This is a genomic window from Microbacterium sp. NPDC012755 (genome assembly GCF_042901325.1).
Lineage (GTDB): Bacteria > Actinomycetota > Actinomycetes > Actinomycetales > Microbacteriaceae > Microbacterium > Microbacterium natoriense.
Map to the genome: position 1 here is coordinate 1,860,420 of NZ_JBIBCT010000001.1, position 21,995 is coordinate 1,882,414.

Genomic DNA, 21,995 nt, shown 5'->3' on the forward strand with positions numbered 1-21,995 from the left:
GGCTCGCGCAAAACCCCTAGGGTGGGGGGTTGTGGGTCTCCTGATTCAGGGGATATTTAGCAACGGGTAACCGGGGGAGAACGGGATGCCGATGAAGTGGGGATTCGGGCGCGCCCGGAAAACACAGCTCAAGGGTTCGAAATCCATTGCGGCGGCGGTGGTGGCGGTCGTCGTGACCGCTCTCGCTGCGGTCAACGTGGTGGTGGTCGACCAGGGAACGGCGGTGGCCGCAGGCGGTCTGTCGTGCGGTGACGTCTACACCCAGCAGGGGGTGAGCCCGCGGAACATCTGGCAGATCGAACGCACCGGCGGAGCGCAGACCTCCGTCGGATCGTTCTCGATCGCCGGCGCGACCGGCAACCTCAACGGCACCGGCATCTACGACGCCGACCGAGACGGCTACGGCGAGATCATCGTCGGGGTCCTCCCTGCCAACGCCGGCACGGCCCGCTCGATCTATCAGTACTCCAGCATCACCGGTCAGACCACGCTGCTCGGCGCGGGAGAGGCCAACACCGCGGTGACGCACGGCGCGATCAACCAGGCGAACGGCCACTACTACTACGGCGGCCTCACCGGCAACGTCCTGAACGTCTACGGCTTCAACACGACCACCAACCAGTCCATGGGCCTCGTCGCCACCGGCACGATCCCCAACGGCGGCGGCAACGGCGACTGGGCCTTCGACAGTCAGGGCAACCTCTACGTCGTCGCCGGCGGCAGCGGCGCGGGCACGGTGAACGTCGTGAGCGTCATCGACCAGAAGATCCCGGCCACCGCCGGCACCCCCGTGGCGATCACGGCCACCGAGCTCGTCCGCATCGACGCGAACGGCACGGCGCTCAACGGCATCGCCTTCGCGGGCGACGGCTACCTGTACGTGGCGGGCGGCAACCGCATGTACAAGGTCAACCCCACCAGCGGCGCGGTCATCAGCAACGTCCCCTTCGCCACCGCCGGTTCGGTCGACATGGCCTCGTGCGCCTCCCCGAACACGGTCTCCATCGTCAAGGACTTCCCGGCGGGGCGTCACACCGCGTCCGACCAGGTCACGATGACGATCTCGGGTGACGGCATCACCAAGGGCAACACGGCGACCACCGCCGGCACGGCCTCCGGCGTCCAGCCGCAGGAAGCCGGTCCCGTCCTCGTGCTCTCCGGCCAGCAGATCACCGTGACCGAGACCGGCACGGGAACCGGCAGGCCCAAGTACGACTCGAGCTGGACCTGCGTCGACCGCAACTCGGGCAACGTCCTGGCCTCGGGCACGGGCAGCACGGGCTCGTTCATCGTGCCGGACGGCGGGCCGAAGGGCGTCGCCGCGGTGTGCACGTTCACGAACGGCGCCCGGCTTCCGCACGTCTCGCTGCAGAAGACGGCGAGCACCTCGACCCTCGTCGCCGGCGAGACGGTGACCTACTCGTTCAAGGTCACCAACGACGGCAACGTGCCGCTTCACGACATCTCCGTGTCGGAGACCGCGTTCACCGGCGCCGGAGCGATGTCGGCGATCAGCTGCCCGGCGCTGCCCCAGCCGCTGGCGACCGGAGCCTCGACCACCTGCACCGCGTCGTACGTGGTGCGCCAGGCCGACGTCAATGCCGGAGCCGTGGACAACACCGCGACCGCGCGAGCCGTCTCTCCCGACGACATCGCCGTGACCTCGACCCCCTCCAGCGTCCGCCTCACCGCGACGCAGACCCCGGGCATCACGATCAAGAAGTCCTCCGACACCGCCGTGCTCGTCGTCGGCGAGACCGTGAAGTTCAGCTTCGTCGTGACGAACACCGGAAACGTGACGCTGAACAACGTCGGCGTCAACGAGACCGCCTTCACCGGCGCCGGCACGATGTCGGCGGTGAGCTGTCCCGCTGATCGGACTCTCGCCCCCGGTGCGCAGCTCGTCTGCACGGCCACGTACGTGGTGCAGCAGGCGGATGTCGATGCCGGCTCCATGGACAACACCGCGACCGCGACGGGCACCCCGCCCTCCGGCATCCCGGTGACCTCCGACCCGTCGACGACGCGCACGCCGTCGGTCCCCGACCCGTCCGTGTCGATCGTCAAGACGGCCGACCGCGCCACCCTGGTCGCAGGTCAGACCGTGACGTACTCGTTCCGTGTGACGAACACGGGCAACGTGACGCTGACGAACGCGTCGGTCGTCGAGGGGACGTTCTCCGGAGCGGGCTCGCTCTCGGCCGTGACGTGCCCGTCCGACCGCACGCTCTCCCCGAACGAGTTCATGGACTGCACGGCCACGTACGTGGTGCAGCAGGCGGACGTGGATGCCGGCGTGCTCGACAACACGGCCACCTCGACCGGCACCCCGCCCTCGGGCGGCCCCGTGACGTCCGAACCCTCGGCGGCGCACCTCACCGCAGCGCAGACGCCCTCGGTGGCGCTGGTGAAGACCGCGGACCGGACGAACCTCGTCGTCGGTCAGACGATCACGTACACGTTCGCGATCACGAACACGGGCAACGTGACGTTGACCGATACCGCTGTGGTGGAGGGGTCGTTCTCCGGCGCCGGCGCCCTGTCGGCCGTCTCGTGCCCCGCCGATCGGACGCTCGCCCCCGGTGGGGAGCTCGAGTGCACGGCGACGTACGTGGTGCAGCAGGCGGATGTGGATGCCGGTGCGATCGACAACACGGCCACCGCCACGGGCACCCCGCCGTCGCGGACCCCGGTGGTCTCCGCTCCGTCCGAGGCGAAGGTCACGGGTGCGCAGGCTCCCGCGATCACGATCGCGAAGACCGCGAACCGGACGAACCTCGTCGCGGGCGACACGGTGACCTACTCGTTCCGTGTGACGAACACGGGCAACGTGACCCTGACGGACGCCTCCGTGGTGGAGGGGACCTTCACGGGGGCGGGCTCGCTCTCCGCCGTGACGTGCCCGGCCGACCGGACGCTCTCGCCGGATGAGTTCATGGACTGCACGGCCACGTACGTGGTGCAGCAGGCGGATGTGGATGCCGGCTCGGTCGACAACTCCGCGACCGCGACGGGCGCCCCGCCCACCGGCGACCCGGTGACCTCGACGCCTTCCGCGGCGAACATCACCGGAACGCAGACTCCGGCGATCTCGATCAAGAAGTCCTCCGACACCGCCGTGCTCGTCGTGGGCGAGACCGTCACGTTCTCGTTCGTCGTCACGAACACCGGCAACGTCACGCTGACGGATGCCGCCGTGCAGGATGTCTCCTTCACGGGCGCCGGCACGATCTCGGCCGTGGACTGCCCGGCCGACCGGACGCTGACTCCCGGTGCGCAGATGGTGTGCACGGCGACCTACGTGGTGCAGCAGGCGGATGTCGATGCGGGTTCCATGGAGAACACCGCGACCGCGACGGGCACTCCGCCCTCCGGTACCCCGGTGACCTCAGACCCGTCGACGACGCGCACGCCGTCCGATCCGGAGCCGTCGGTGTCGATCGTCAAGACCGCCGACAAGCGCACGCTGGTCGCCGGCGAGACGGTGACGTACTCGTTCCGTGTGACGAACACGGGCAACGTGACGCTGACGAACGCCTCGGTCGTGGAGGGGACGTTCTCCGGCGCAGGGGCGCTCTCGGCCGTCGACTGCCCGGTGGATCGGACGCTCTCGCCGAACGAGTTCATGGACTGCACGGCCACCTACGTGGTGCAGCAGGCGGACGTGGATGCCGGACGCATCACGAACTCCGCGACGTCGACGGGAACTCCTCCGACGGGTGATCCCGTCGTGTCGGGGCCGTCCGAGGTGAGCATCGCCGCGACGCAGTCCCCGGCGATCACGATCGTGAAGTCGGCGGACAAGACGCAGCTCGTGCTCGGCGAGACCGTCACCTACACGTTCCTCGTGACGAACACGGGCAACGTCACTCTGTCTGACGCCTCCGTGGTGGAGGGCGAGTTCACTGGTGCGGGTGCGCTGTCGGCGCTGGACTGCCCGACGGACCGGACTCTCGCTCCCGGTGGGGAGCTGGAGTGCACGGCGACCTACGTGGTGCAGCAGGCGGATGTCGACGCGGGAGCGGTGGACAACTCCGCGACCGCCACGGGCACCCCGCCCACCGGTGACCCGGTGGTCTCGGAGCCCTCTGAGGTGAACATCACGGCGACGCAGTCTCCGGCGATCACGATCGTGAAGTCGGCGGACAAGACGCAGCTCGTGCTCGGCGAGACGGTGACGTACACGTTCCTCGTGACGAACACCGGCAACGTGACCTTGACCGACGCGTCCGTCGTCGAGGGGACGTTCACCGGTGCGGGTGCGCTGTCGGCACTGGACTGCCCGGCGAACCGGACCCTGGCTCCCGGCGGGGAGCTGGAGTGCACGGCCACCTACGTGGTGCAGCAGGCCGATGTCGATGCCGGTACGGTGGACAACTCCGCGACCGCCACGGGCAACCCCCCGACCGGTGACCCGGTGGTCTCGGAGCCCTCTGAGGTGAACATCACGGCGACGCAGTCTCCGGCGATCACGATCGTGAAGTCGGCGGACAAGACGCAGCTCGTGCTCGGCGAGACGGTGACGTACACGTTCCTCGTGACGAACACCGGCAACGTCACTCTGTCTGACGCCTCCGTGGTGGAGGGCGAGTTCACTGGTGCGGGTGCGCTGTCGGCGCTGGACTGCCCGACGGACCGGACTCTCGCTCCCGGTGGGGAGCTGGAGTGCACGGCCACCTACGTGGTGCAGCAGGCCGATGTCGATGCCGGTACGGTGGACAACTCCGCGACCGCCACGGGCAACCCCCCGACCGGTGACCCGGTGGTCTCGGCGCCGTCCGCAGTGAACATCACGGCGACGCAGTCCCCGGCGATCACGATCGTGAAGTCCTCCGACAAGACGCAGCTCGTGCTCGGCGAGACCATCACGTACTCGTTCGTCGTCACCAACGCCGGCAACGTCACCCTGAGCGACGTGGCGATCGAGGAGGGCGCGTTCACGGGCGCAGGAGACATCTCCGCGGTCGAGTGCCCGGCCGACCGCACGCTCGCACCCGGTGCGCAGCTGATCTGCACGGCGACGTACGTCGTGCAGCAGGCCGATGTGGACGCGGGGCGTGTGGCGAACACCGCCACCGCGACGGGCACGCCTCCTGGTGGCGACCCGATCGAGTCGGACCCGTCGACCACGACGAGCGATGCGACCCCTGCCCCGGCACTCGCGATCGTGAAGACCGCGGACAAGACCGACCTCGTCGTCGGCGAGACCGTGACCTACACGTTCACCGTGACCAACACCGGCAACGTGACGATGTCTGCGGTGGCCGTCGCCGAGGGCGACTTCAGCGGCGCCGGTGAGCTCTCGGCTCTCGACTGCCCTGACGCGCGCACCCTCATCCCCGGTCAGCAGCTCGTCTGCACGGCGACCTACACGGTGCAGCAGGCCGATGTGGATGCCGGTGCGCTCGAGAACAGCGCGACGGCATCCGGGAATCCGCCCGCCGGCGAGCCTGTCGTGACGGACCCGTCACGTGTCGTCATCGAGGGGACCCAGAACCCCGCGCTGTCGCTCGTGAAGGTCGCCGACAAGCAGGTCGCACGGGAAGGCGACACCGTCACCTACACGTTCACGGTGACCAACACCGGCAACGTGACGATCGCTGACGTCGCCATCGCCGAGGGAGCCTTCACCGGCGCCGGCGCGCTGTCGACGCCCTCGTGCGCCGACGGTGCACGCAGCCTGGCGCCCGGCGAGAAGGTCGTCTGCACGGCGACGTACGTCGTGCAGAAGGCCGACGAGAAGAAGGGCTCCCTGGAGAACACGGCGACGGCGACCGGAACGCCTCCGAGCGGACCGAAGATCGTCTCCGACCCCTCCACCGCGAAGACCGGAGTGCTCGCGGTCGCGCTGCCGCCCACGGGCGGTGAGCTCGCCGTCGGCGCGCTCACGTTCTCGGTGCTGCTGATGCTGGCGGGCGCCGGACTCGTCGCTCGCACCCGTTCGCGTCGGTCGCGCACCGCATGACACCAGGAGACGCCGCAGCACACTCCCCGTGCCGGCGTCTCCTGGCTCCCGCTCCGTGCGGGGCCGAGGAGTGGAGGTCGGCCCCGCACGGACTCCGGAGATCAGGGCGCGCTCGGCGCGCTCTGATCATCCCCTCGCCAAGCCCACGGCGCTCCGCTGCTCCACGAGCGGACAGGTGAACACGTCGCGCTCGCCCAGCCCCACGCGGTTGATGTAGCGGACCACGATCGCGTACGACGCGAGCAGCCCGACGCGTGTGTACCGCACGTCGTGCGCATCGCAGTACGCGGCGACGACCGGTGCGGCCCTGCGCAGATGCGGCCGAGGCATCGACGGGAAGAGGTGGTGCTCGACCTGATAGTTGAGCCCGCCCATCGCGACGTCCAGGAAGCGGCCGCCCTTGACGTTCCTGCTCATCAGCACCTGACGCCGGAGGAAGTCCAGGGTCATGTCGCGGGGCACCACCGGCATCCCCTTGTGGTTCGGGGCGAACGCGATGCCCATGTAGAACCCGAAGAGCCCCAGCTGCACGGCGAGGAAGACGAAGGCGATCCCCGGGGAGAGCACGAGGAAGACCAGCACCAGATAGCCGATCATGCGGATGCTGAGGAAGGCGATCTCCGCCCACCTCCTCTCCAGGCGCCCCTTCGTGAACACCCGCCGGACGCTCGACGCGTGCAGCGACAGCCCCTCGAAGAGGAGGATCGGGAAGAACAGCAGCCCCTGGTGCGCCCGCATCCACGCCACGGGCGGGCTGTGGTGCCGTGCCGCCGTCTCCGCCGTGACCGCGATGACGGGGAGCTCGATGTCGGGATCGGAGCCGAGCTTGTTCGGATTGGCGTGGTGGCGGGTGTGCTTGTGCTGCCACCAGCCGTAGCTCATCCCCACCAGCAGGTCGCCGAGGACGATGCTGACCCAGTCGTTCCATCGTCCGGACACGAAGATCTGCCGATGCGCGGCGTCGTGTCCGAGGAACGCGATCTGCGTGAACACGATCGCCAGGACGGCGGCGGTGAACAGCTGCCACCACGTGTCGCCGATCCAGACGAAGGCGATGAGCGTGACCGCCACGGCGAGAGGAGCGGCCACGAGCTTCGTCCAGTAGTAGCCGTATCGGCGGCGCAGCAGACCGAGTCCGCGGATCTGCTGCGCCAGTTCGGTGAAGGTGCTCGTCGCACGCGGGGCGCTGTCGCGCGGGCGCGTGCGGACGATCGGACGGATGCCGTCCATGATGACCTCTTCTCGGGCGCCGCCCTATGCGCGGACGGCACCGCCCTCTTCGACCCAGTCGTCGATGCGCGCGTCGTCATCGAGGGCGACCTCCGCGGTGCGACGGGTGAATGCCACCGACTCGGCCAGGGCGGCGACGGATGCCGCGCGCTCCTGCTCGCGATCGGAGGCGTCCTGGAAACGGTGGGCCGCGATCTCATGCTCCGCCTGGAGGGCGGCGCTGATCTCGGCCAGTCGCTCGGCGATCACGGCAGCGAGGCCGTCGCGGAGCTCTTCCAGGTTGGTGTTCGCGATCTCCAGACGACGATCGGCGACATGCAGCTCGACGGTCGGGAATCCGTTCGCGGACAGGTGGGCGCGCGTCTCGCTGCCCTGGATCGCGGCGACCTCGTCGCGATCGGTCTTGCGCGTGAACACCGCTTCCACGGTGTAGTGGTCGGGAGCGTCATCCGTCATCAGCGTCGCGGGGAGCGAGCCGACGAGGACGGATTCCAGACCCAGCAGGTCGGGGCTGTGCCCCGCGATCTTCAATTGTGCGTTCATGTACCGACGTTACGCCCGGTTGCTGTGTGCGCTCACAGCAACCGGGCGTGGAACGGGAAGCCTCACCGTCTCTCCGAGCGGCCTACCCGTGCGCGAGGACCTGCGGCCCGATCACGGCCAGGCCCAGTGCCGCCTCCGCGCCCAGCGCGACCAGCCGCTGATACCAGGTGAGCGGGATGCGGCGCACGGCGATCCAGCCGATCACGACGAGCGACGCGACGAGGGCGATCGTGCCCGCGCGCAGCGCAGCCTCTGCGCTCCAGACGCCGAGCCCGGCGAGGCCGAGGAAGACGAACGGCAGGGCAACCGAGCTGAGCGCTCCGAAGCTGGAGCCGAGGGCGTGGCCGAGCTCCTGGCGGGTGAAGAACCTGCCGTGCACGACGACGTGGGAGACGGCATCCGCGGTGAACACGGCGAGCAGCGTGCCGAGAACGGTGACGATCAGGGTGGTGGCGGCCTCGCCGGCGGTGACGTGGCCATGACTGGACAGCGCGAGGACGACGGCGAGTGCGGCGAAGGTGAGGTAGATCCGCTCCTTCAGATGGGCGGCACGAGCGGCGCGCTCGGTCTCGTCGATCTCTTCCACCCTGCGTCTCCCGCTCCGTGCGTGCGTTGCCCTGAGCGCGGGCGGCGGCGAACCGTTCCGCGCGATCCCGCGATCATCTCATGAGCCGGGTTCTCTTCCCGCACGCCGTCAGATTCGCGGTCCGTTCTCGTTGTGTTCAGTGGGGGGCGTCGACGAGTCGGGGCGGTCGCGCAGCGAGGGGGTCTCAGCGGCCGCGCCGACTCGTTCCGAGGGCGCGGACACAATCCGACCAGGATGCGGTGATCAGCGCATCCGCATCGTAGTGTCGGCGTTATCGGGACGGCGCGTCATCGTCCCGTCGCGTGCCGTGCCCGACGGCGCGCGAAACGGGGGTGCAGCAGGGGAGAGGAAATGACGGACGGACCAGCGCCCGCTGATCGGCGTGCCCTCGACGACGCACGCGCCCGCGCGGCGAACGAGGGAGACCGCGGTGCCGCGGGAGAGTACCTCGCCGACAATCTGCCGCACCTGCTGTACATGGCCCGATGGATCGCGAACGGCGTCATCGACCACGAGGATCTGGCGTCCGAGGCGATCACCGCGCTGCTGGGCGTGTGGGCCCAGGGCACGGGCCCGACGACGAACCCGAACACGTACGTCGCCCGCTCGATGCGCAATCGGGTGATCGACGAGTACCGCTCGCCGCGATCCCGTGTGCGCGGAGTCATCGACGCGGATGCCGAGATGACGCCCCACGTCGATTCGACGAGGGACGCCGACCTCCACCGCGAGTACCGCTACGTCACGTCCGCGCTTCGTTCCCTACCGACCGACCAGCAGCAGGTGCTCGTCGGGGTCGTCATCGACGGCCGCAAGCCGGCGGAGCTCGAAGCCGAGCTGGGCAGGCCGGCGTCGGCGATCTACTCGCTCGTGCGGCGGGCGAAGGTGGGGCTGCGCAGGGCGACGCTGCGGGAGATCCTGGAGGACGGCGCCCCTGAAGAGTGCAGACGGGCAGCCCGACGGCTCCCCGAGACGGTGACCGAACTCGTCGACGACGCGCCGGACTCGCGTGGCATGTCGCACATCCGCACCTGCGCCCGGTGTCGCGCCGCATGGGCGCGGTTCGGTGCGTTGACGACGCTCTTCGGCGTGATCCCGCTCTTCGTCGTGGGGAGCGTGCTGGATGCTCAGAGCCCTGCCCAGGCCGACGAGGGGCGCGGTCCCGATGCCGGGAGATCTCCCGATGCGCCGAGTGAGCGTCGAACGCCCCGCATGCCGAGCGCGGTGTCGGGAGCGGCGGCCCGATGGTGGTCTCGGGTGCCTGCGTCGACCTCCCGTGCTCTCGCCATCCTGTCGATCGTCACCGGAGTGGGGCTACTCGTGCTCGCCGGAGTGCAGCAGTTCCTTCCGGCCGGGGCTGATCCGAGGGGGAGCTTCAGCGTGACCTCGCACGCGGTCGAGGAGGGGCGTGCCGAGATCGACGTCGCGCTGGATCTGGAGGCAGCGGAGGACGTCCGACTGGTTCTGATCCTGCCCGCCGGGATGGCCGTCGTGGAGGTTCCGGAGGGGTGGGACTGCACCACGGACCCGGCCGGGGCCGTGTGTCTGGCCGACGGCGGCGGTGACGGGCGGTTCGTCCTCTCCGACACCCGCCCTGATGACGAGGGGCGGTACTCGCTCTCGCTGTCGGGTCTGATGGACGATCGTGACGTGACGGGTCGCGCGCAGGGGGAACTGCGCTCGACCCCGCAGACGGTGCGGGCCTTCGTCGGCTGACGCCGTCAGATTCTCGCCGCTGCCTCGTTAACCCAGGAGAGGGTGCGCTCCGTCAGACGGGCGCGCTCTGTCGGAGAGCGAACGCGCTCCGACATACCGATCCGCGGTATTCGCGTAATGGATCGCCGGAGCGAGCATCTCTCTCCTCGGGCGCATTGCGGGGATGCCGCCGGAAGAACGCTGGGGAGCATTCATGTCTGAACGAAATCGTGCGCCGTTTCGGCGCCTGCTGGGTACGGGAGCGACGGTGGGAGTGGTCCTCGCGATCACCGCATCGGGCATCGGATGGGCGGCGCCGACTCCTGATGCAGGTCCCGTCGCCGGAGGGACGACCGTCTTCATCGACTGCGTCGAGGTGTCGCCGATCGACATGTTCGCCGCCGGCGGCATGAACGCGATGATCGTCACGAAGGACGACAGGGTCCTGACCTGGGGCGCCTGGCAGTACGGCGCCAACGGCAACGGCGGTGGTTCGGGTCCCGCGCAGATCTCGCAGGGCGAGATCCCCGCGGGCGCTGACATCGTGGATGCCGACTACGACCAGTACGCCGGGTATGTGCTCGCCGCTGACGGGGGCATCTACGCCTGGGGCATGAACTCGTCGGGTCAACTCGGCATCGGCGCCTTCAACCCGTCGGAGTCGGCGACGCCCGTCAAGGTGCACCAGGGGCAGATCCCCGCCGGTGTCACCCCGGTGTCGCTCGCGATCGGATCCGGACGCGCCTCCGTGCTCGCCGACAACGGCTGGGTCTACAGCTGGGGCGAGCCGTCCAACGGCGACGGCACCGCGAGCTGGCGTCCTGAGCCGGTGGCACTCGCGCAGGGGCAGATCCCCGCCGGCGTCACCATCACGCAGATCGCGAACGGCAACGGCAACACCTACGCTCTCGGCAGCGACGGCTGGATCTACTCGTGGGGCGGCAGCTTCATGGGCGGCAACGGCGACGGAAGCGTCGGCGGCCCAGACCGGCTCTCGCCGGTGAAGCTCGCGCAGGGCGCCGTCCCCGCGGGGGTCACGTTCACCCAGGTCGCGGCAGGATCGTACGTCGGCTACGCGCTCGGCACCGACGGCAAGATCTACTCGTGGGGCAACAACGGCAACGGCTCGCTCGGCATCGGCGACCCCGCCGCGCCCGCGTCGGGCGTGCCCGTAGCGGTCGCGCAGGGCGAGATGCCCGCAGGAATCGGCATCACGAAGATCGTCGCCAGCGAATTCCACACTCTCGTCCTCGCCGACGACGGCAGCATGTACAGCTGGGGGGCCAATCCCGACGGGCAGCTCGGCAACAACACGATGACCAACGCGGCCGCCCCGGTGAAGGTCGACACGAGCGACATCCCCGCCGGAGTCACGATCACGGACATCGAGGTCGGCCTCCAGGCGTCGTTCGGGCTGGGCTCGGACGGGCGGCTCTACAGCTGGGGCGGCATGCGGCCCGACTGGGGCGGGATCTCGGGCCCGGCGCAGCTGGGCAGCTACGCGTCCGAGGGTCGGATGCGGCCGGGACTGGCGCTGAGCTTCGGAGTGACCGAGGTCACCTTCGACGGGATCCCCGGAACCGACCTTGACGCATCGGGCTGCCCGATCAGCGTCGTGACCCCGCCGCACGTGCACGGGCCGGTCGACGTCGCCGTGACCACGGGGCTGATCGCCGGCACGACGCCGACGCCGTACCAGACGTCGACCGTCTATCCCGGCGGTTTCACCTACCTCGAGCCGCCCGTGATCGTCACTCCGACGCTGCCCGGCGGAACCGTCGGCACCGGTTACACGGCCACGGTCGAGGCGACGGGCCCCGGTCCGATCACCTTCGCCGTATCCGCGGGGGCTCTGCCGCCGGGGATCGTGTTCGACGGAGCGACCGGGGCGCTCAGCGGAACCCCGACGGCGGCCGGCACCTACACGTTCACCGTGACCGCGACGAACCAGTACGGCACCGACACCCAGGAGTACACGATCGTGATCGTCGACCGGACGGTGCAGCCGACGCCCAGCCCGACGCCGACCGATCCGTCTGATGGCGGGTCCGGAGGCACGGGCGGTGGCAGCGGGGCCGGTGGCGGCTCGCACGGCGGAAGCGCATCGCTGGCGATCACCGGAGGCACCGCGTCCTTCGCGATCGTCGCGGCGGCAGTGGGCAGCATCCTCACGCTCGCGGGCGGGGTGTACCTGATCGGGTCGCGTCGCCGACGCGCATCCTGAGGAATCTGCGCAAGGACCGACAGATTCCCTCCGGACATCCGTTGGTACTCATAGCCCGTCTCCCCGGGCTGACCGTGACCTCCCCGTCACGCGGTGCACAGCACCTCCCCTGAAGGGTGGCACCCCCCACGTGCCCCCTTCAACACCTCCCCGAGGGGCGGCGCTCTCCCCGAGCGCCGCCCCTCTTCTCTTCTCCGGGCAGCGTTCCTCTCCGGAGCGTCGCGGGCGCACAATGGGGAGCATGGATCCGACGTCGACACCCGATGCCCCGCGCGTGCGGGGAGCCGTCGTCGACGGGCAGACGCGATGCGTCCACTACCGGTCCGAGCTCGACGTCGTCGCCATCCGGTTCGCATGCTGCGGGGAGTTCTATCCGTGCCACCTCTGCCACGAAGAGGCCGCCGGGCATCCCTCGGCGGTGTGGCCGCTCGACGAACGCGGTGCCGAGGCAGTGCTGTGCGGCGTCTGCGGCTCCGTGCTCACCATCGCCGAGTATCTGGAGTCCTCCTCATGCCCGCGTTGCGCGTCGGGGTTCAACCCCGGGTGCTCCCTTCATGCGCATCTGTACTTCGAGGTGGCCCCGTAGACTCTGGGCACCGCAGGGCAGCAGGCAGGGGGCGACATCGTGGACGTGATCGAGCAGTGGAAGAGCGCCGGCGAGACGGCGGATGCCGCGCTCGCCGCGGAGGTCCTCTCCGACGACGCCGTGCTGATCTCTCCGCTCACGGACGGCTTCGCCTTCCGCGGGCGTGAGCAGATCCGCGAGCTCCTCGTCTCGGCGTTCGAGGTGCTCGACGGCATCCGCTTCGACGGCGAGGTGCGCGGCGACGATGAGGTCGTGCTTTTCGCGACGACCACGGTCCGCGGGCGCACGCTCAACGAGTGCCAGCGGCTTCGCCTCGACGACTCCGGGCTGATCCGAGAGCTGACGCTGTACATGCGGCCGCTTCCGGCGGTGACCGCCTTCACGCGCGCGCTCGGGCCGGTGATCGCCCGTGCGCAGGGGCATGCGGGAACCGCACGGGTGCTGACCGCCGCTGGCGCGCTGCTCGACGGTGTGGCCTCGTCGGGAGACCGGACGTTCATGCCGATGGCGGCGCCGGGGCGCTCCGGCTAGTCGACCGAGAACACGGATTGGGCGGCGGCCTCGCCGATCCGACCCTCTGCGTCGACGTAGTGCACCGATACCGTGTGCTCGCCCTCGGGCAGCGTCACCACGAACGCGTCGGACCAGCCGAGGGCGTCCGGGGCGATCCCGATCGTCTGCGCGTCCACGACGATGGCGAGGTCGGCGTCACCGGCGCCCCACACCGCGATGCTGGCCGTGTCCTTCTTCGCGTCGGTCGTCACCCGGACGACGACGGTCGACGACCACCAGGATGAGCCCCGCGGCCCGGTCGTGAGGGCGTCGACGCGCTCGTCGTCCTCGTCGGCGTCGTTGCGCGCGGGCGTCGCCTCATCCTTGTGATCGTTGCCGAAGGCGTTGCCGCTGCCGGGTTTCCTGACGATCTCCACGGGCTTCTCGGCGGCGGATGGCGGCGTCGTCTCGACGGGATCGAGCAGCGGTGCGGCCGGCGGCACGGCGGGCGGGGGAGGCGGGGCGGGCATCGTCGACGGGGCGGCCGGAGTCGGCTCGACGGGTTCGGCGGCGGAAGGCGATGCAGAGGGGGTCGGAGCGGATGCTGGGGGCGCGGAGGCCGACACCGTGGGCGTGAGCACACCGGTCGCGTCCGGCGCCGCATCTGGGCGCACGAACAGGCTGCCCCCGACGGACAGCGCCACCGCGGTCGCGGCGGCGACGGGCCACAGCAGGGCCGCCGAGTGGCCGGCTGCGTGGAGCACCGGCTGCGCGCCGGCGGATGCTCCCACCCACCCGGACGGTCCCGTCGTACCCACGACCGCGGCTGCGGCCTGCTCGGTGGGGAAGAGCGCGGGGGCGAGCACGAGACCTGCGCCACCGGCGAGGAGTGGGCCGATGGTCATCGCTCTGGCCAGCTTCCTGGCCTCGCCCGCGGCCGAGCGGCAGGTCGCGCATCCGTCGAGGTGCGCGGTGACGAAGCGCTCGGAGCGCGGAGAGAGATCGTCGTGCGCGTACGCTCCGAGCAGCTCGATCACGCGCGCGTGGTCGGTGCCGTCGGGCGCCGCTCGAAGATGGGCCCGGATCCAGGCCTTGCGAAGGGCATCGCGGGCGCGGTAGGTGAGCGCGGCCGCCGAGTTGGGGCGGATGCCGAGGAGTTCGGCGATCTGACGCGGGGGCAGCTGTTCCACCTCGCTCAGCCACAGAGCGTGCTGCCAGCGTTCGGGGAGCGAGTCGAACGCCTCCGCCAGAGCGGTCGAATTCACCATCGCCTCGACGTCGATCGCGCCGAGGACGGACGGAGGATGCTCGGTGTCGTCCAGGGAGCTCATCAGCGGCGTGCGGCGTGCGTGGCTCATCCACGTGTTCTTGACCGTCGTGAGCAGGTAGGGGCGGAAGCTGCGCTGCGGACCCTTGCCGGCCCTGAGCTGGCGGAGGATGCTGACGAACGCGTCGGACACCACGTCTTCGGGGTCGGGCGGCGACGAGCCGAGGCTTCGCGCGTAGGCGACGGCCACGGGTGCGTGTCGGCGCCAGAGTTCGGAGAAGGCATGGCGATCGCCGTCACGGCTGCGGAGCAGAAGCTGACCGTCTGTCTCCGCGTCTGTCGTGTCGCTGGGGTCGTCCATGGAACCTCGTCTTGCCGATCGGCTTCGGGCGCCGGTCGTGAAGCGAGACTACCTCACGCCGGTGAACGGGCCGGAGGAGGAGAAGGGGCGAGCGGGGCCATGGGAGGCGGCCCCGCTCGCCGGGCCGCGAAGTGAGGGGAGATGCGGCCCAGACGCAGATACGAAGGTTATCCCCAAGATCCGTTCTTCGTCACATGAGCAAGACGGTGCGAGGGGCGGATGATGACGCGAGTTCGGCAAAGTTTCTCCGAGTGCGTCGTTCAGTGCTCCGCGTGATCGTCCTCGAGGAGCATGCCCACCGACGTCGCGCAGGCGTCTCCCTTCCACGCCTCGAGCCCTTCGCGCACCGCGAAGACGGCGATCACGAGGCCGGCGACGGCATCCGCCCACCACCATCCGAACAGGCTGTTCAGAACGAGTCCGAGGAGCACGGCCGCCGAGAGGTACGTGCAGATCAGGGTCTGCATCGAGTCCGCGACGGCGGTGGCCGAACCGATCTCCCGACCGGCCCTCCGCTCAGCGAGAGAGAGGAACGGCATCACCACCACGCTCACGGCGGTGAGGATGATCCCGACCGTGCTGTGCTCCGGGCGGGTGCCGCCGAGGAGCGTGAGAGCCGATGACACCGTGACGTAGGCCGCCAGGGCGAAGAACGCGATCGCGATGACCCGCAGAGTGGGCTTCTCCCAGCGCTCGGGGTCGCGACGCGTGAACTGCCAGGCGACCGCCGCCGCGGACAGCACCTCGATCGTCGAGTCCAGACCGAAGCCGATCAGGGCCGTCGATGAGACGGCCGAGCCGGCCGCGATCGCGATGACGGCCTCGATCAGGTTGTAGCCGATGGTCACGGCGACGATGATCCGGATGCGCCTCTCCAGGGTCGCGCGCCGCTCCGGCGCGAGTGAGACCGACATCAGCAGGTGCACCCTTCGCCGTCGCAGCAGTCGGGTTCGACGATGAGCGCCACCCGCATCAGGTCGCCGAGGGCCGGGGCGAGATGCTCGTCGGCGAGGCGGTAGCGGCTGCGGCGTCCGTCGGGCACGCTCTCGACCAGGCCGCAGCCGCGGAGGCAGGCGAGGTGGTTGGACATCACCTGCCGTGTGACGTCGAGCGTCTCGGCGAGGTCGGACGGATATGCCGGCGCCTCCCGGAGGGCGAGCAGGATGCCGGCCCGCGTGGGGTCGGACAGCGCATGTCCCAGGCGCGACACGGCTGCGGTGTGGGTGAGGGAGGCGGTGGTCGTCACGTCCTCAATGTACATGAAAGTCTGAATTCAGATCCTGCTGAACTTACGCAACAGAACGGAAATCTGCGGTGGGTAGCGTGACGGCGTATGAGTGGAGGAGCGGCGATGACGGTGTCGATCGAGAGGGTCGAGTGGGAGCATCCGGATGCCGTGCACCTGCGCGCCGCACAGCGCGCAGAGCTGGACGAGCGCTACGGCAGCGACGACCACGAACCCGGTGTGGTCCCGACGGCGCACGATGTGCCGGTCTTCCTCGTCGCGAGGGATGCGGCGGGGCTCGCGATCGTGTGCGGCGGCCTGCGTCCGCTGGATGACGGTGTCCTCGGCCCGGGCGTCGCGGAGATCAAGCGCATGTACGCCGCGCCGTCGACCCGGGGCACGGGCGCGGCGGCGGCGCTTCTGCGGGCTTTGGAGCGCGAGGCGCTGGCGCTCGGCATCCGACGGCTGGTCCTCGAGACGGGCACCGCCCAACCCGATGCCGTGCGGTTCTATGAGCGCGAGGGGTACGCGCCGATCCCGCTCTTCGGGCACTACGTCGACAGTGCTCTGTCCCTCTGCTTCGCACGCGATCTCGGTGTCCACGACCCGGCGTAGAGTCGCAGCATGTCCTCTTTCGGAACGCTGCTGACCCCGGTCGGCGTGATCGGCGTCGAGAGCTCCGGCACGGCGATCACGCGGGTGACCTGGCGGTCAGTCGCACCGGTCGGAGCGGATGCCGGGCCCGACGCCCTCCTCGACGAGGCCCTCGCGCAGTTGGAGGCGTACTTCTCCGGCGACCGTGCCGACTTCGATCTGCCGATCGACCTCGGTGTGCAGACCGACGCCACTCGTGCGGTGCTGATGGCCCTCTACGAGACCGTCGGTTCGGGGGAGACCGTGACCTACGGCGAACTCGCCGCACGCAGCGGCACGAGCATTCCGGCTCGGGGGATCGGCGCGATCATGGGCGCGAACCCGGTTCCGCTGATCGTGCCGTGTCATCGCGTCGTCGCGGGGGACGGCCTCGGCGGCTACTCCGGCGGTGACCCGGGGCAGGGCCTGCAGACGAAGCGCTGGCTCCTGGAGCACGAGGGCGCGCTGCCGACGTCGCTGTTCTGAGCCGACAGCCGCGCGTGTCATGGGCTCTCCGCCACCTGCGAGAATGGGAGTCCCGCGCCGATTCCGATCAGAGGAGCCACCGTGCAGTACATCTCGACCCGAGGCGGCATGCAGCCGCTGCCGTACTGCGAGACCCTGCTCGAAGGGCTGGCGACAGACGGAGGTCTGGCGGTGCCCGAGGTCATGCCGGCCGTCGACGGGGAGACCTTGGAGCGGTGGCGGGCCCTCACCTACCCGCAGCTCGCGACCGAGGTGCTGGGGCTCTTCGCCACCGACATCCCGCGCGAGGACCTCGCGCGCATGACCGAGGCGGCGTACGCGCCGTTCCCCGGATCCGTCGTCCCGCTGCGCGAGATCGACGGCGGCCTCACGCTCGTCGGGCTCTCCGAGGGGCCGACGCTGGCCTTCAAGGACATGGCGATGCAGTTCCTCGGCCAGGTCGTGGAGTACGCGCTGGAGCGCAAGGGCTCCGTCCTCAACATCCTCGGCGCCACGTCGGGCGACACCGGCTCCGCCGCTGAGCACGCCCTCCGCGGCAAGGATCGCATCTCGGTCTTCATGCTCTCCCCGCAGGGGCGCATGAGCACGTTCCAGCGCGCGCAGATGTTCTCCCTCGACGACGCGAACGTGCACAACATCGCGATCGACGGGGTCTTCGACGACTGCCAGAACCTCGTCAAGGAGCTCGCGGGAGACCTCGACTTCAAGCGCACCCAGCACCTCGGCGCCGTGAACTCCATCAACCTCGCGCGCATCACCGCGCAGGTCGTCTACTACTTCTGGGCCTGGTTGCGGGCGACGGATGCCGGTGGCTGGACCGAGCTGTCGTTCACCGTGCCCTCGGGCAACTTCGGCAACATCCTCTCCGGCTTCTACGCCAAGCAGATGGGGCTGCCGATCCGCAGGCTCGTGCTCGCCGCCAACGAGAACAACGTCCTCGACGAGTTCTTCCGCACGGGCGTCTACCGCCCGCGCAACGCCGAGCAGACGCTCGCCACGTCGAGCCCGTCGATGGACATCTCGAAGGCCTCGAACCTCGAGCGCTTCATCTTCGAGCTGGTCGACCGCGACCCCGCCCGCGTGGTGGCCGCGTGGCGCGACCTCGATCAGCAGGGCTACTTCGACTTCACGGCCGACCTCGCGCGTTTCACCGAGGAGTTCGGCATCGTCAGCGGTACGTCGACCCATGCCGACCGGGTCGACACGATCCGTGCCGTCTACGAGGCGGCGGAGGACATCATCGACCCGCATACGGCCGACGGCGTCTTCGTCGCCCGTCAGCACGTCGAGTCCGGGGTTCCGATGCTCGTGCTGGAGACGGCTAAGCCCGAGAAGTTCGCCGAGACGATCCATGAGGCGATCGGGGTCGAGCTGGACTACTCGTCCGATCTGCGCGCGATGCTCGACGCCCCGCAGCACGTCACCGAGATGGCCGACGACGCCGCCGTGCTGCGCGCCTTCATCGAGGAGCACGCGCTGCGCTGATCCGTCCGCGCCGAGCTCGACAGGCCCCCGCGAGCGTTCGCATGATGCCTGTGCCTGCTTCGTGCCTGCGTCGAGTTCACGTGCAATCGTCGAGTGCACGCCATCCGTGCGTCGATTTCCCGTGCGTTCGGCGACTTCACGTGCAGTCGACGACACGGAGTCGGAGTCGGAGAGTAAGAGCCAGGATGTGCGCACTGCACATCGATGAGGCATTCTCGTGCGCAATGCACATGTCGCGAGGTCTTGTCGCGTCGCTACTGTGGCCGACAAAACCCGTCCCTCCTCTCGAAGGATCCTCATGGCACGCACGGCGCACGCAGATGACTTCGCGCTCTCCCGAGTGACTCCCGAGGCCCGCAAGCCCTGGTTCGGAATCGCCGTACAGCGGTTCGGTCAGGTCTCGGCCCTCTCGCAGTTCCTCCTCGGAGCGACCCTCGGCTACAGCATGACCTTCGGCGAGGCCGTCCTCGCCTTCCTCCTCGGCTCCCTCATCCTCGAGGTGATCATGTGCGTGGTCGGCTTCATCGGCCAGCGCGAGGGACTCAACACCGCTCTCCTGGCGCGGTGGACCGGTTTCGGTGAGATCGGCGCCTCCCTCGTCGGCCTCGCCATCGGCATCAGCCTCATCGGCTGGTTCGGCATCCAGTCCGCGATCTCGGCGCAGTCGCTCGACGCCCTCATGCCCGGTGCCCTGCCGGTGTGGGCGTGGAGCCTCATCTTCGGACTCGTCGTCACGGCGATCGTTGCCTTCGGGTTCGTCGGGATGCAGTGGCTGGCGAACATCACCGTGCCGCTGTTCCTGATCCTCGTCGGCTGGTCGGTCATCTCCGAACTGAGTCGTCACGACATCGGCGAGCTGCTCACCGGACCCGCGCCCGGCCCCGCCATGAGCGTGTGGGCGGGCACCGGGATCGTGGCCGGCGGTCTGATCGTCGGGGCGATCATCACCGGAGACATGACCCGCTTCAACCGCTCCCGCGCAGACGTCGTGAAGCAGACCGTGCTCGGCGTCTCCCTCGGCGAGTTCGTGATCGGCCTCGCCGGCGTGCTGCTCGCCCACGCGGCGGGCACCGGAGACATCGTGGCGATCGTGACCTCCTCGGTCGGCTTCATCGGCCTGTTCATCGTCCTCACCGGCACCCTGAAGATCAACGACTGGAACCTGTACTCCTCGACCCTGGGCCTGGTGAACTTCATCTCCACCGCGTTCGGGCGCAACCTCCACCGCGTCACCACGACGATCGTCCTCGGCGTCGTCGGCTCGGTGCTGGCCGCGGTCGGCATCCTCGGGCAGTTCACCGAGTTCCTCATCGTGCTGAGCGTCGCCTTCCCGCCCATCGCCGGCATCATGGTCGCCGAGTACTACATCGTGCGGCGCTGGCGACCCGACCTCGACGCCACCCGCGACGAGGGAACGCTCCCCGCCACCGCTCCCCGGATCGTCCCCGCGACCATCGTGGTGTGGCTGGTGTCGGCGCTCGTCGGCTACTTCGTCACCTGGGGCATCCCGTCGCTCATCAGCCTGTTCCTGTCGATGGCGCTCTACGTGATCGCGGGCAAGCTCGGCTGGGTGCGCGGCGTGGGCGTGGCGACGACACGCCAGTCCTCTCCGGTCGAGGCCACGGCCTGACCCGTCCACTCGACACCCACCACACGGAAGCGAGAATCATGCATATCGGCATCGACGTCGGCGGCACCAACACCGACGCAGTCCTCATGGACCGGACCCGCACGCTAGCGGGGGTGAAGCACTCCACGACCCCCGACGTCACGAGCGGCATCGTCCAGGCGATCGAGGATCTGCGAGCGGGGCACGCCTTCGAAGGATCCGACATCGAGGCCGTGATGATCGGCACCACGCACTTCATCAACGCGCTCGTGCAGGCGAGCAGGCTGGCGCCGGTCGCCGCCCTCCGGCTCGGGCTGCCGGCGACGCGGGCGCTGCCTCCGCTGATCGACTGGCCGGAGGCGCTGGTCGCGGCGACGCAGGCGCGCAGCTACCTCGCGCACGGCGGCTACGAGTTCGACGGTCGCCCGATCTCGCCGCTCGATCCCGACGAGATCCGCGCGCACGCGGAGGACATGAAGGCCCACGGCATCCGCTCTGTGGCGATCTCGTCGGTCTTCAGCCCGGTCAACCACGACCTCGAAGTGCAGGCTGCGGAGATCGTGTCGTCGGTGCTCGGGCCGGATGCCGCCATCTCGCTGTCCCACGAGATCGGCCGCATCGGCCTGCTCGAGCGCGAGAACGCGACCATCATCAACGCCGCGCTCCGCGAGCTCGCGTCGGAGATCGTCGACGGGCTCACCTCCGCCGTGCGCGCTCAGGGCATCGAGGCGCCGATCTTCCTCAGCCAGAACGACGGCACGCTGATGGACGAGGAGTACGTGCGTCGCTACCCCGTCGCGACCTTCGCGTCGGGTCCGACGAACTCGATGCGCGGAGCGGCGGCGACGAGCGGGCTCGACGACTGCGCCGTGATCGACGTGGGCGGCACCACCGCCGACATCGGACTCCTCATCAACGGCTTCCCGCGAGAGACCGCCAACGAAGTCAAGGTCGCCGGCATCCGCACCAACTTCCGGATGCCGGATGTGCTGTCGCTCGGCATCGGCGGCGGCAGCATCGTCGACGAGGAGACCGCGGAGGTCGGTCCGGCCTCGGTCGGCTATCGGCTCGCGACGGAGGCGCTCGTGTTCGGGGGATCGACGCTCACCGCGACCGACATCGCCGTGGCGGCCGGACGCGCATCCGTCGGCGATCCGTCGAAGGTCGCCCACCTCGACCCCGCCTTCGTCGCGCGAGTGCTCGATCGCATCGCCGAGCGCGTCTCCGAGGCGGTCGACCGCATGCGCACCTCACCGGAGCCGATCGCCGTGGTCGCGGTGGGCGGCGGATCGATCCTCCTGCCGGACGAGCTGCCGCTGTTCGGCACGGTGCATCGCCCGGAGAACTACGCGGTCGCGAACGCCATCGGCGCCTCGATCGCCCAGGTGGGCGGCGAGATCGACAAGGTCTACGCGATCGAACCGGGCCGCAGGGACGAGACGCTCGCCGAGGTGCGCGCGGAGGCCGTGGACAAGGCGATCGCCGCGGGTGCAAAGCCCTCGACGGTGGCGATCATCGACTTCGACGAGGTGCCGATCCCGTACCTCCCCGGCAACGCCACACGCATCCGCGTGAAGGCGGTCGGCGATCTCGACATGGGGGCCTGAC

General features: G+C 69.6%; 16 protein-coding genes. 10 read left to right on the forward strand and 6 right to left on the reverse strand.

Annotated elements, in window-relative coordinates; translation table 11 throughout:
* Window positions 1-172 precede the first annotated feature (172 nt).
* Window positions 173-5,965, forward strand: a complete 5,793-nt coding sequence (locus ACFY5A_RS08615) for a hypothetical protein (protein ID WP_387233196.1) — start codon at window positions 173-175, stop codon at window positions 5,963-5,965.
* A gap of 126 nt (window positions 5,966-6,091) precedes the next feature.
* Here ACFY5A_RS08615 and ACFY5A_RS08620 read toward each other — a convergent pair whose 3' ends face one another.
* The 3 genes from ACFY5A_RS08620 to ACFY5A_RS08630 all read right to left on the reverse strand — a co-directional run bounded on the left by ACFY5A_RS08620 (window position 6,092) and on the right by ACFY5A_RS08630 (window position 8,324).
* Window positions 6,092-7,195, reverse strand: a complete 1,104-nt coding sequence (locus tag ACFY5A_RS08620) for an acyl-CoA desaturase (RefSeq protein WP_341940183.1) — start codon at window positions 7,193-7,195, stop codon at window positions 6,092-6,094.
* 24 nt (window positions 7,196-7,219) lie between these two features.
* A complete protein-coding gene (locus ACFY5A_RS08625; protein WP_341940182.1) occupies window positions 7,220-7,738 on the reverse strand; it encodes a hypothetical protein in 519 nt (172 codons plus the stop codon).
* 82 nt (window positions 7,739-7,820) lie between these two features.
* A complete protein-coding gene (locus ACFY5A_RS08630) occupies window positions 7,821-8,324 on the reverse strand; it encodes a hypothetical protein (protein ID WP_387233199.1) in 504 nt (167 codons plus the stop codon).
* A gap of 351 nt (window positions 8,325-8,675) precedes the next feature.
* Here ACFY5A_RS08630 and ACFY5A_RS08635 point away from each other — a divergent pair, with 351 nt between their 5' ends.
* From ACFY5A_RS08635 to ACFY5A_RS08650, 4 genes are all read left to right on the forward strand, one after another.
* A complete protein-coding gene (locus tag ACFY5A_RS08635) occupies window positions 8,676-10,040 on the forward strand; it encodes a sigma-70 family RNA polymerase sigma factor (protein WP_341940180.1) in 1,365 nt (454 codons plus the stop codon).
* A gap of 193 nt (window positions 10,041-10,233) precedes the next feature.
* Window positions 10,234-12,243, forward strand: a complete 2,010-nt coding sequence (locus ACFY5A_RS08640) for a putative Ig domain-containing protein (protein WP_341940179.1) — start codon at window positions 10,234-10,236, stop codon at window positions 12,241-12,243.
* A gap of 241 nt (window positions 12,244-12,484) precedes the next feature.
* Window positions 12,485-12,829 carry a CHY zinc finger protein gene (locus tag ACFY5A_RS08645; RefSeq protein WP_341940178.1) on the forward strand — a complete coding sequence of 115 codons (345 nt, stop codon included), beginning with the start codon at window positions 12,485-12,487 and terminating at the stop codon, window positions 12,827-12,829.
* 39 nt (window positions 12,830-12,868) lie between these two features.
* Window positions 12,869-13,360 carry a nuclear transport factor 2 family protein gene (locus tag ACFY5A_RS08650; RefSeq protein WP_387233203.1) on the forward strand — a complete coding sequence of 164 codons (492 nt, stop codon included), beginning with the start codon at window positions 12,869-12,871 and terminating at the stop codon, window positions 13,358-13,360.
* Here the strand turns inward: ACFY5A_RS08650 and ACFY5A_RS08655 are convergent.
* From ACFY5A_RS08655 to ACFY5A_RS08665, 3 genes are all read right to left on the reverse strand, one after another.
* The gene (locus ACFY5A_RS08655; protein WP_387233206.1) at window positions 13,357-14,949 is read right to left on the reverse strand and encodes a sigma-70 family RNA polymerase sigma factor; all 1,593 of its coding nucleotides are present in this window, start codon (window positions 14,947-14,949) and stop codon (window positions 13,357-13,359) included. The two genes, ACFY5A_RS08650 and ACFY5A_RS08655, sit on opposite strands and share 4 nt — an antisense overlap.
* A 260-nt stretch (window positions 14,950-15,209) precedes the next feature.
* Complete coding sequence (locus ACFY5A_RS08660) at window positions 15,210-15,863, reverse strand: cation transporter (protein WP_341940175.1); 654 nt, start codon at window positions 15,861-15,863, stop codon at window positions 15,210-15,212.
* Window positions 15,863-16,195 carry a metalloregulator ArsR/SmtB family transcription factor gene (locus ACFY5A_RS08665; protein WP_341940174.1) on the reverse strand — a complete coding sequence of 111 codons (333 nt, stop codon included), beginning with the start codon at window positions 16,193-16,195 and terminating at the stop codon, window positions 15,863-15,865. The genes ACFY5A_RS08660 and ACFY5A_RS08665 overlap by 1 nt, the downstream gene beginning before the upstream one ends.
* A 105-nt stretch (window positions 16,196-16,300) precedes the next feature.
* Between ACFY5A_RS08665 and ACFY5A_RS08670 the strand changes: the two genes are divergently transcribed.
* The 5 genes from ACFY5A_RS08670 to ACFY5A_RS08690 all read left to right on the forward strand — a co-directional run bounded on the left by ACFY5A_RS08670 (window position 16,301) and on the right by ACFY5A_RS08690 (window position 21,994).
* Window positions 16,301-16,789: a GNAT family N-acetyltransferase gene (locus tag ACFY5A_RS08670; protein WP_387233209.1), complete on the forward strand. Its 489-nt coding sequence runs from the start codon at window positions 16,301-16,303 to the stop codon at window positions 16,787-16,789.
* Between the two features lie 9 nt (window positions 16,790-16,798).
* Window positions 16,799-17,293: a methylated-DNA--[protein]-cysteine S-methyltransferase gene (locus ACFY5A_RS08675; RefSeq protein ID WP_341940172.1), complete on the forward strand. Its 495-nt coding sequence runs from the start codon at window positions 16,799-16,801 to the stop codon at window positions 17,291-17,293.
* An 81-nt stretch (window positions 17,294-17,374) separates the two neighbouring features.
* Complete coding sequence (gene thrC / locus ACFY5A_RS08680; protein WP_387233213.1) at window positions 17,375-18,778, forward strand: threonine synthase; 1,404 nt, start codon at window positions 17,375-17,377, stop codon at window positions 18,776-18,778.
* Window positions 18,779-19,076: 298 nt separating this feature from the next.
* Window positions 19,077-20,408: a cytosine permease gene (locus ACFY5A_RS08685; RefSeq protein ID WP_341940170.1), complete on the forward strand. Its 1,332-nt coding sequence runs from the start codon at window positions 19,077-19,079 to the stop codon at window positions 20,406-20,408.
* Between the two features lie 38 nt (window positions 20,409-20,446).
* On the forward strand, window positions 20,447-21,994 hold the full coding sequence (locus ACFY5A_RS08690; protein WP_387233217.1) for a hydantoinase/oxoprolinase N-terminal domain-containing protein: 1,548 nt from the start codon (window positions 20,447-20,449) through the stop codon (window positions 21,992-21,994).
* Window position 21,995: the final 1 nt, after the last annotated feature.

Bases quoted from the DNA above. Each gene is read 5' to 3' on its own strand.
- ACFY5A_RS08670 (WP_387233209.1), top strand. From the start codon at position 16,301: ATGACGGTGTCGATCGAGAGGGTCGAGTGGGAGCATCCGGATGCCGTG.
- ACFY5A_RS08625 (WP_341940182.1), bottom strand. From the start codon at position 7,738: ATGAACGCACAATTGAAGATCGCGGGGCACAGCCCCGACCTGCTGGGT.
- ACFY5A_RS08635 (WP_341940180.1), top strand. From the start codon at position 8,676: ATGACGGACGGACCAGCGCCCGCTGATCGGCGTGCCCTCGACGACGCA.
- ACFY5A_RS08660 (WP_341940175.1), bottom strand. From the start codon at position 15,863: ATGTCGGTCTCACTCGCGCCGGAGCGGCGCGCGACCCTGGAGAGGCGC.
- ACFY5A_RS08640 (WP_341940179.1), top strand. From the start codon at position 10,234: ATGTCTGAACGAAATCGTGCGCCGTTTCGGCGCCTGCTGGGTACGGGA.
- ACFY5A_RS08645 (WP_341940178.1), top strand. From the start codon at position 12,485: ATGGATCCGACGTCGACACCCGATGCCCCGCGCGTGCGGGGAGCCGTC.
- ACFY5A_RS08675 (WP_341940172.1), top strand. From the start codon at position 16,799: ATGTCCTCTTTCGGAACGCTGCTGACCCCGGTCGGCGTGATCGGCGTC.
- ACFY5A_RS08690 (WP_387233217.1), top strand. From the start codon at position 20,447: ATGCATATCGGCATCGACGTCGGCGGCACCAACACCGACGCAGTCCTC.
- ACFY5A_RS08685 (WP_341940170.1), top strand. From the start codon at position 19,077: ATGGCACGCACGGCGCACGCAGATGACTTCGCGCTCTCCCGAGTGACT.
- ACFY5A_RS08655 (WP_387233206.1), bottom strand. From the start codon at position 14,949: ATGGACGACCCCAGCGACACGACAGACGCGGAGACAGACGGTCAGCTT.
- ACFY5A_RS08620 (WP_341940183.1), bottom strand. From the start codon at position 7,195: ATGGACGGCATCCGTCCGATCGTCCGCACGCGCCCGCGCGACAGCGCC.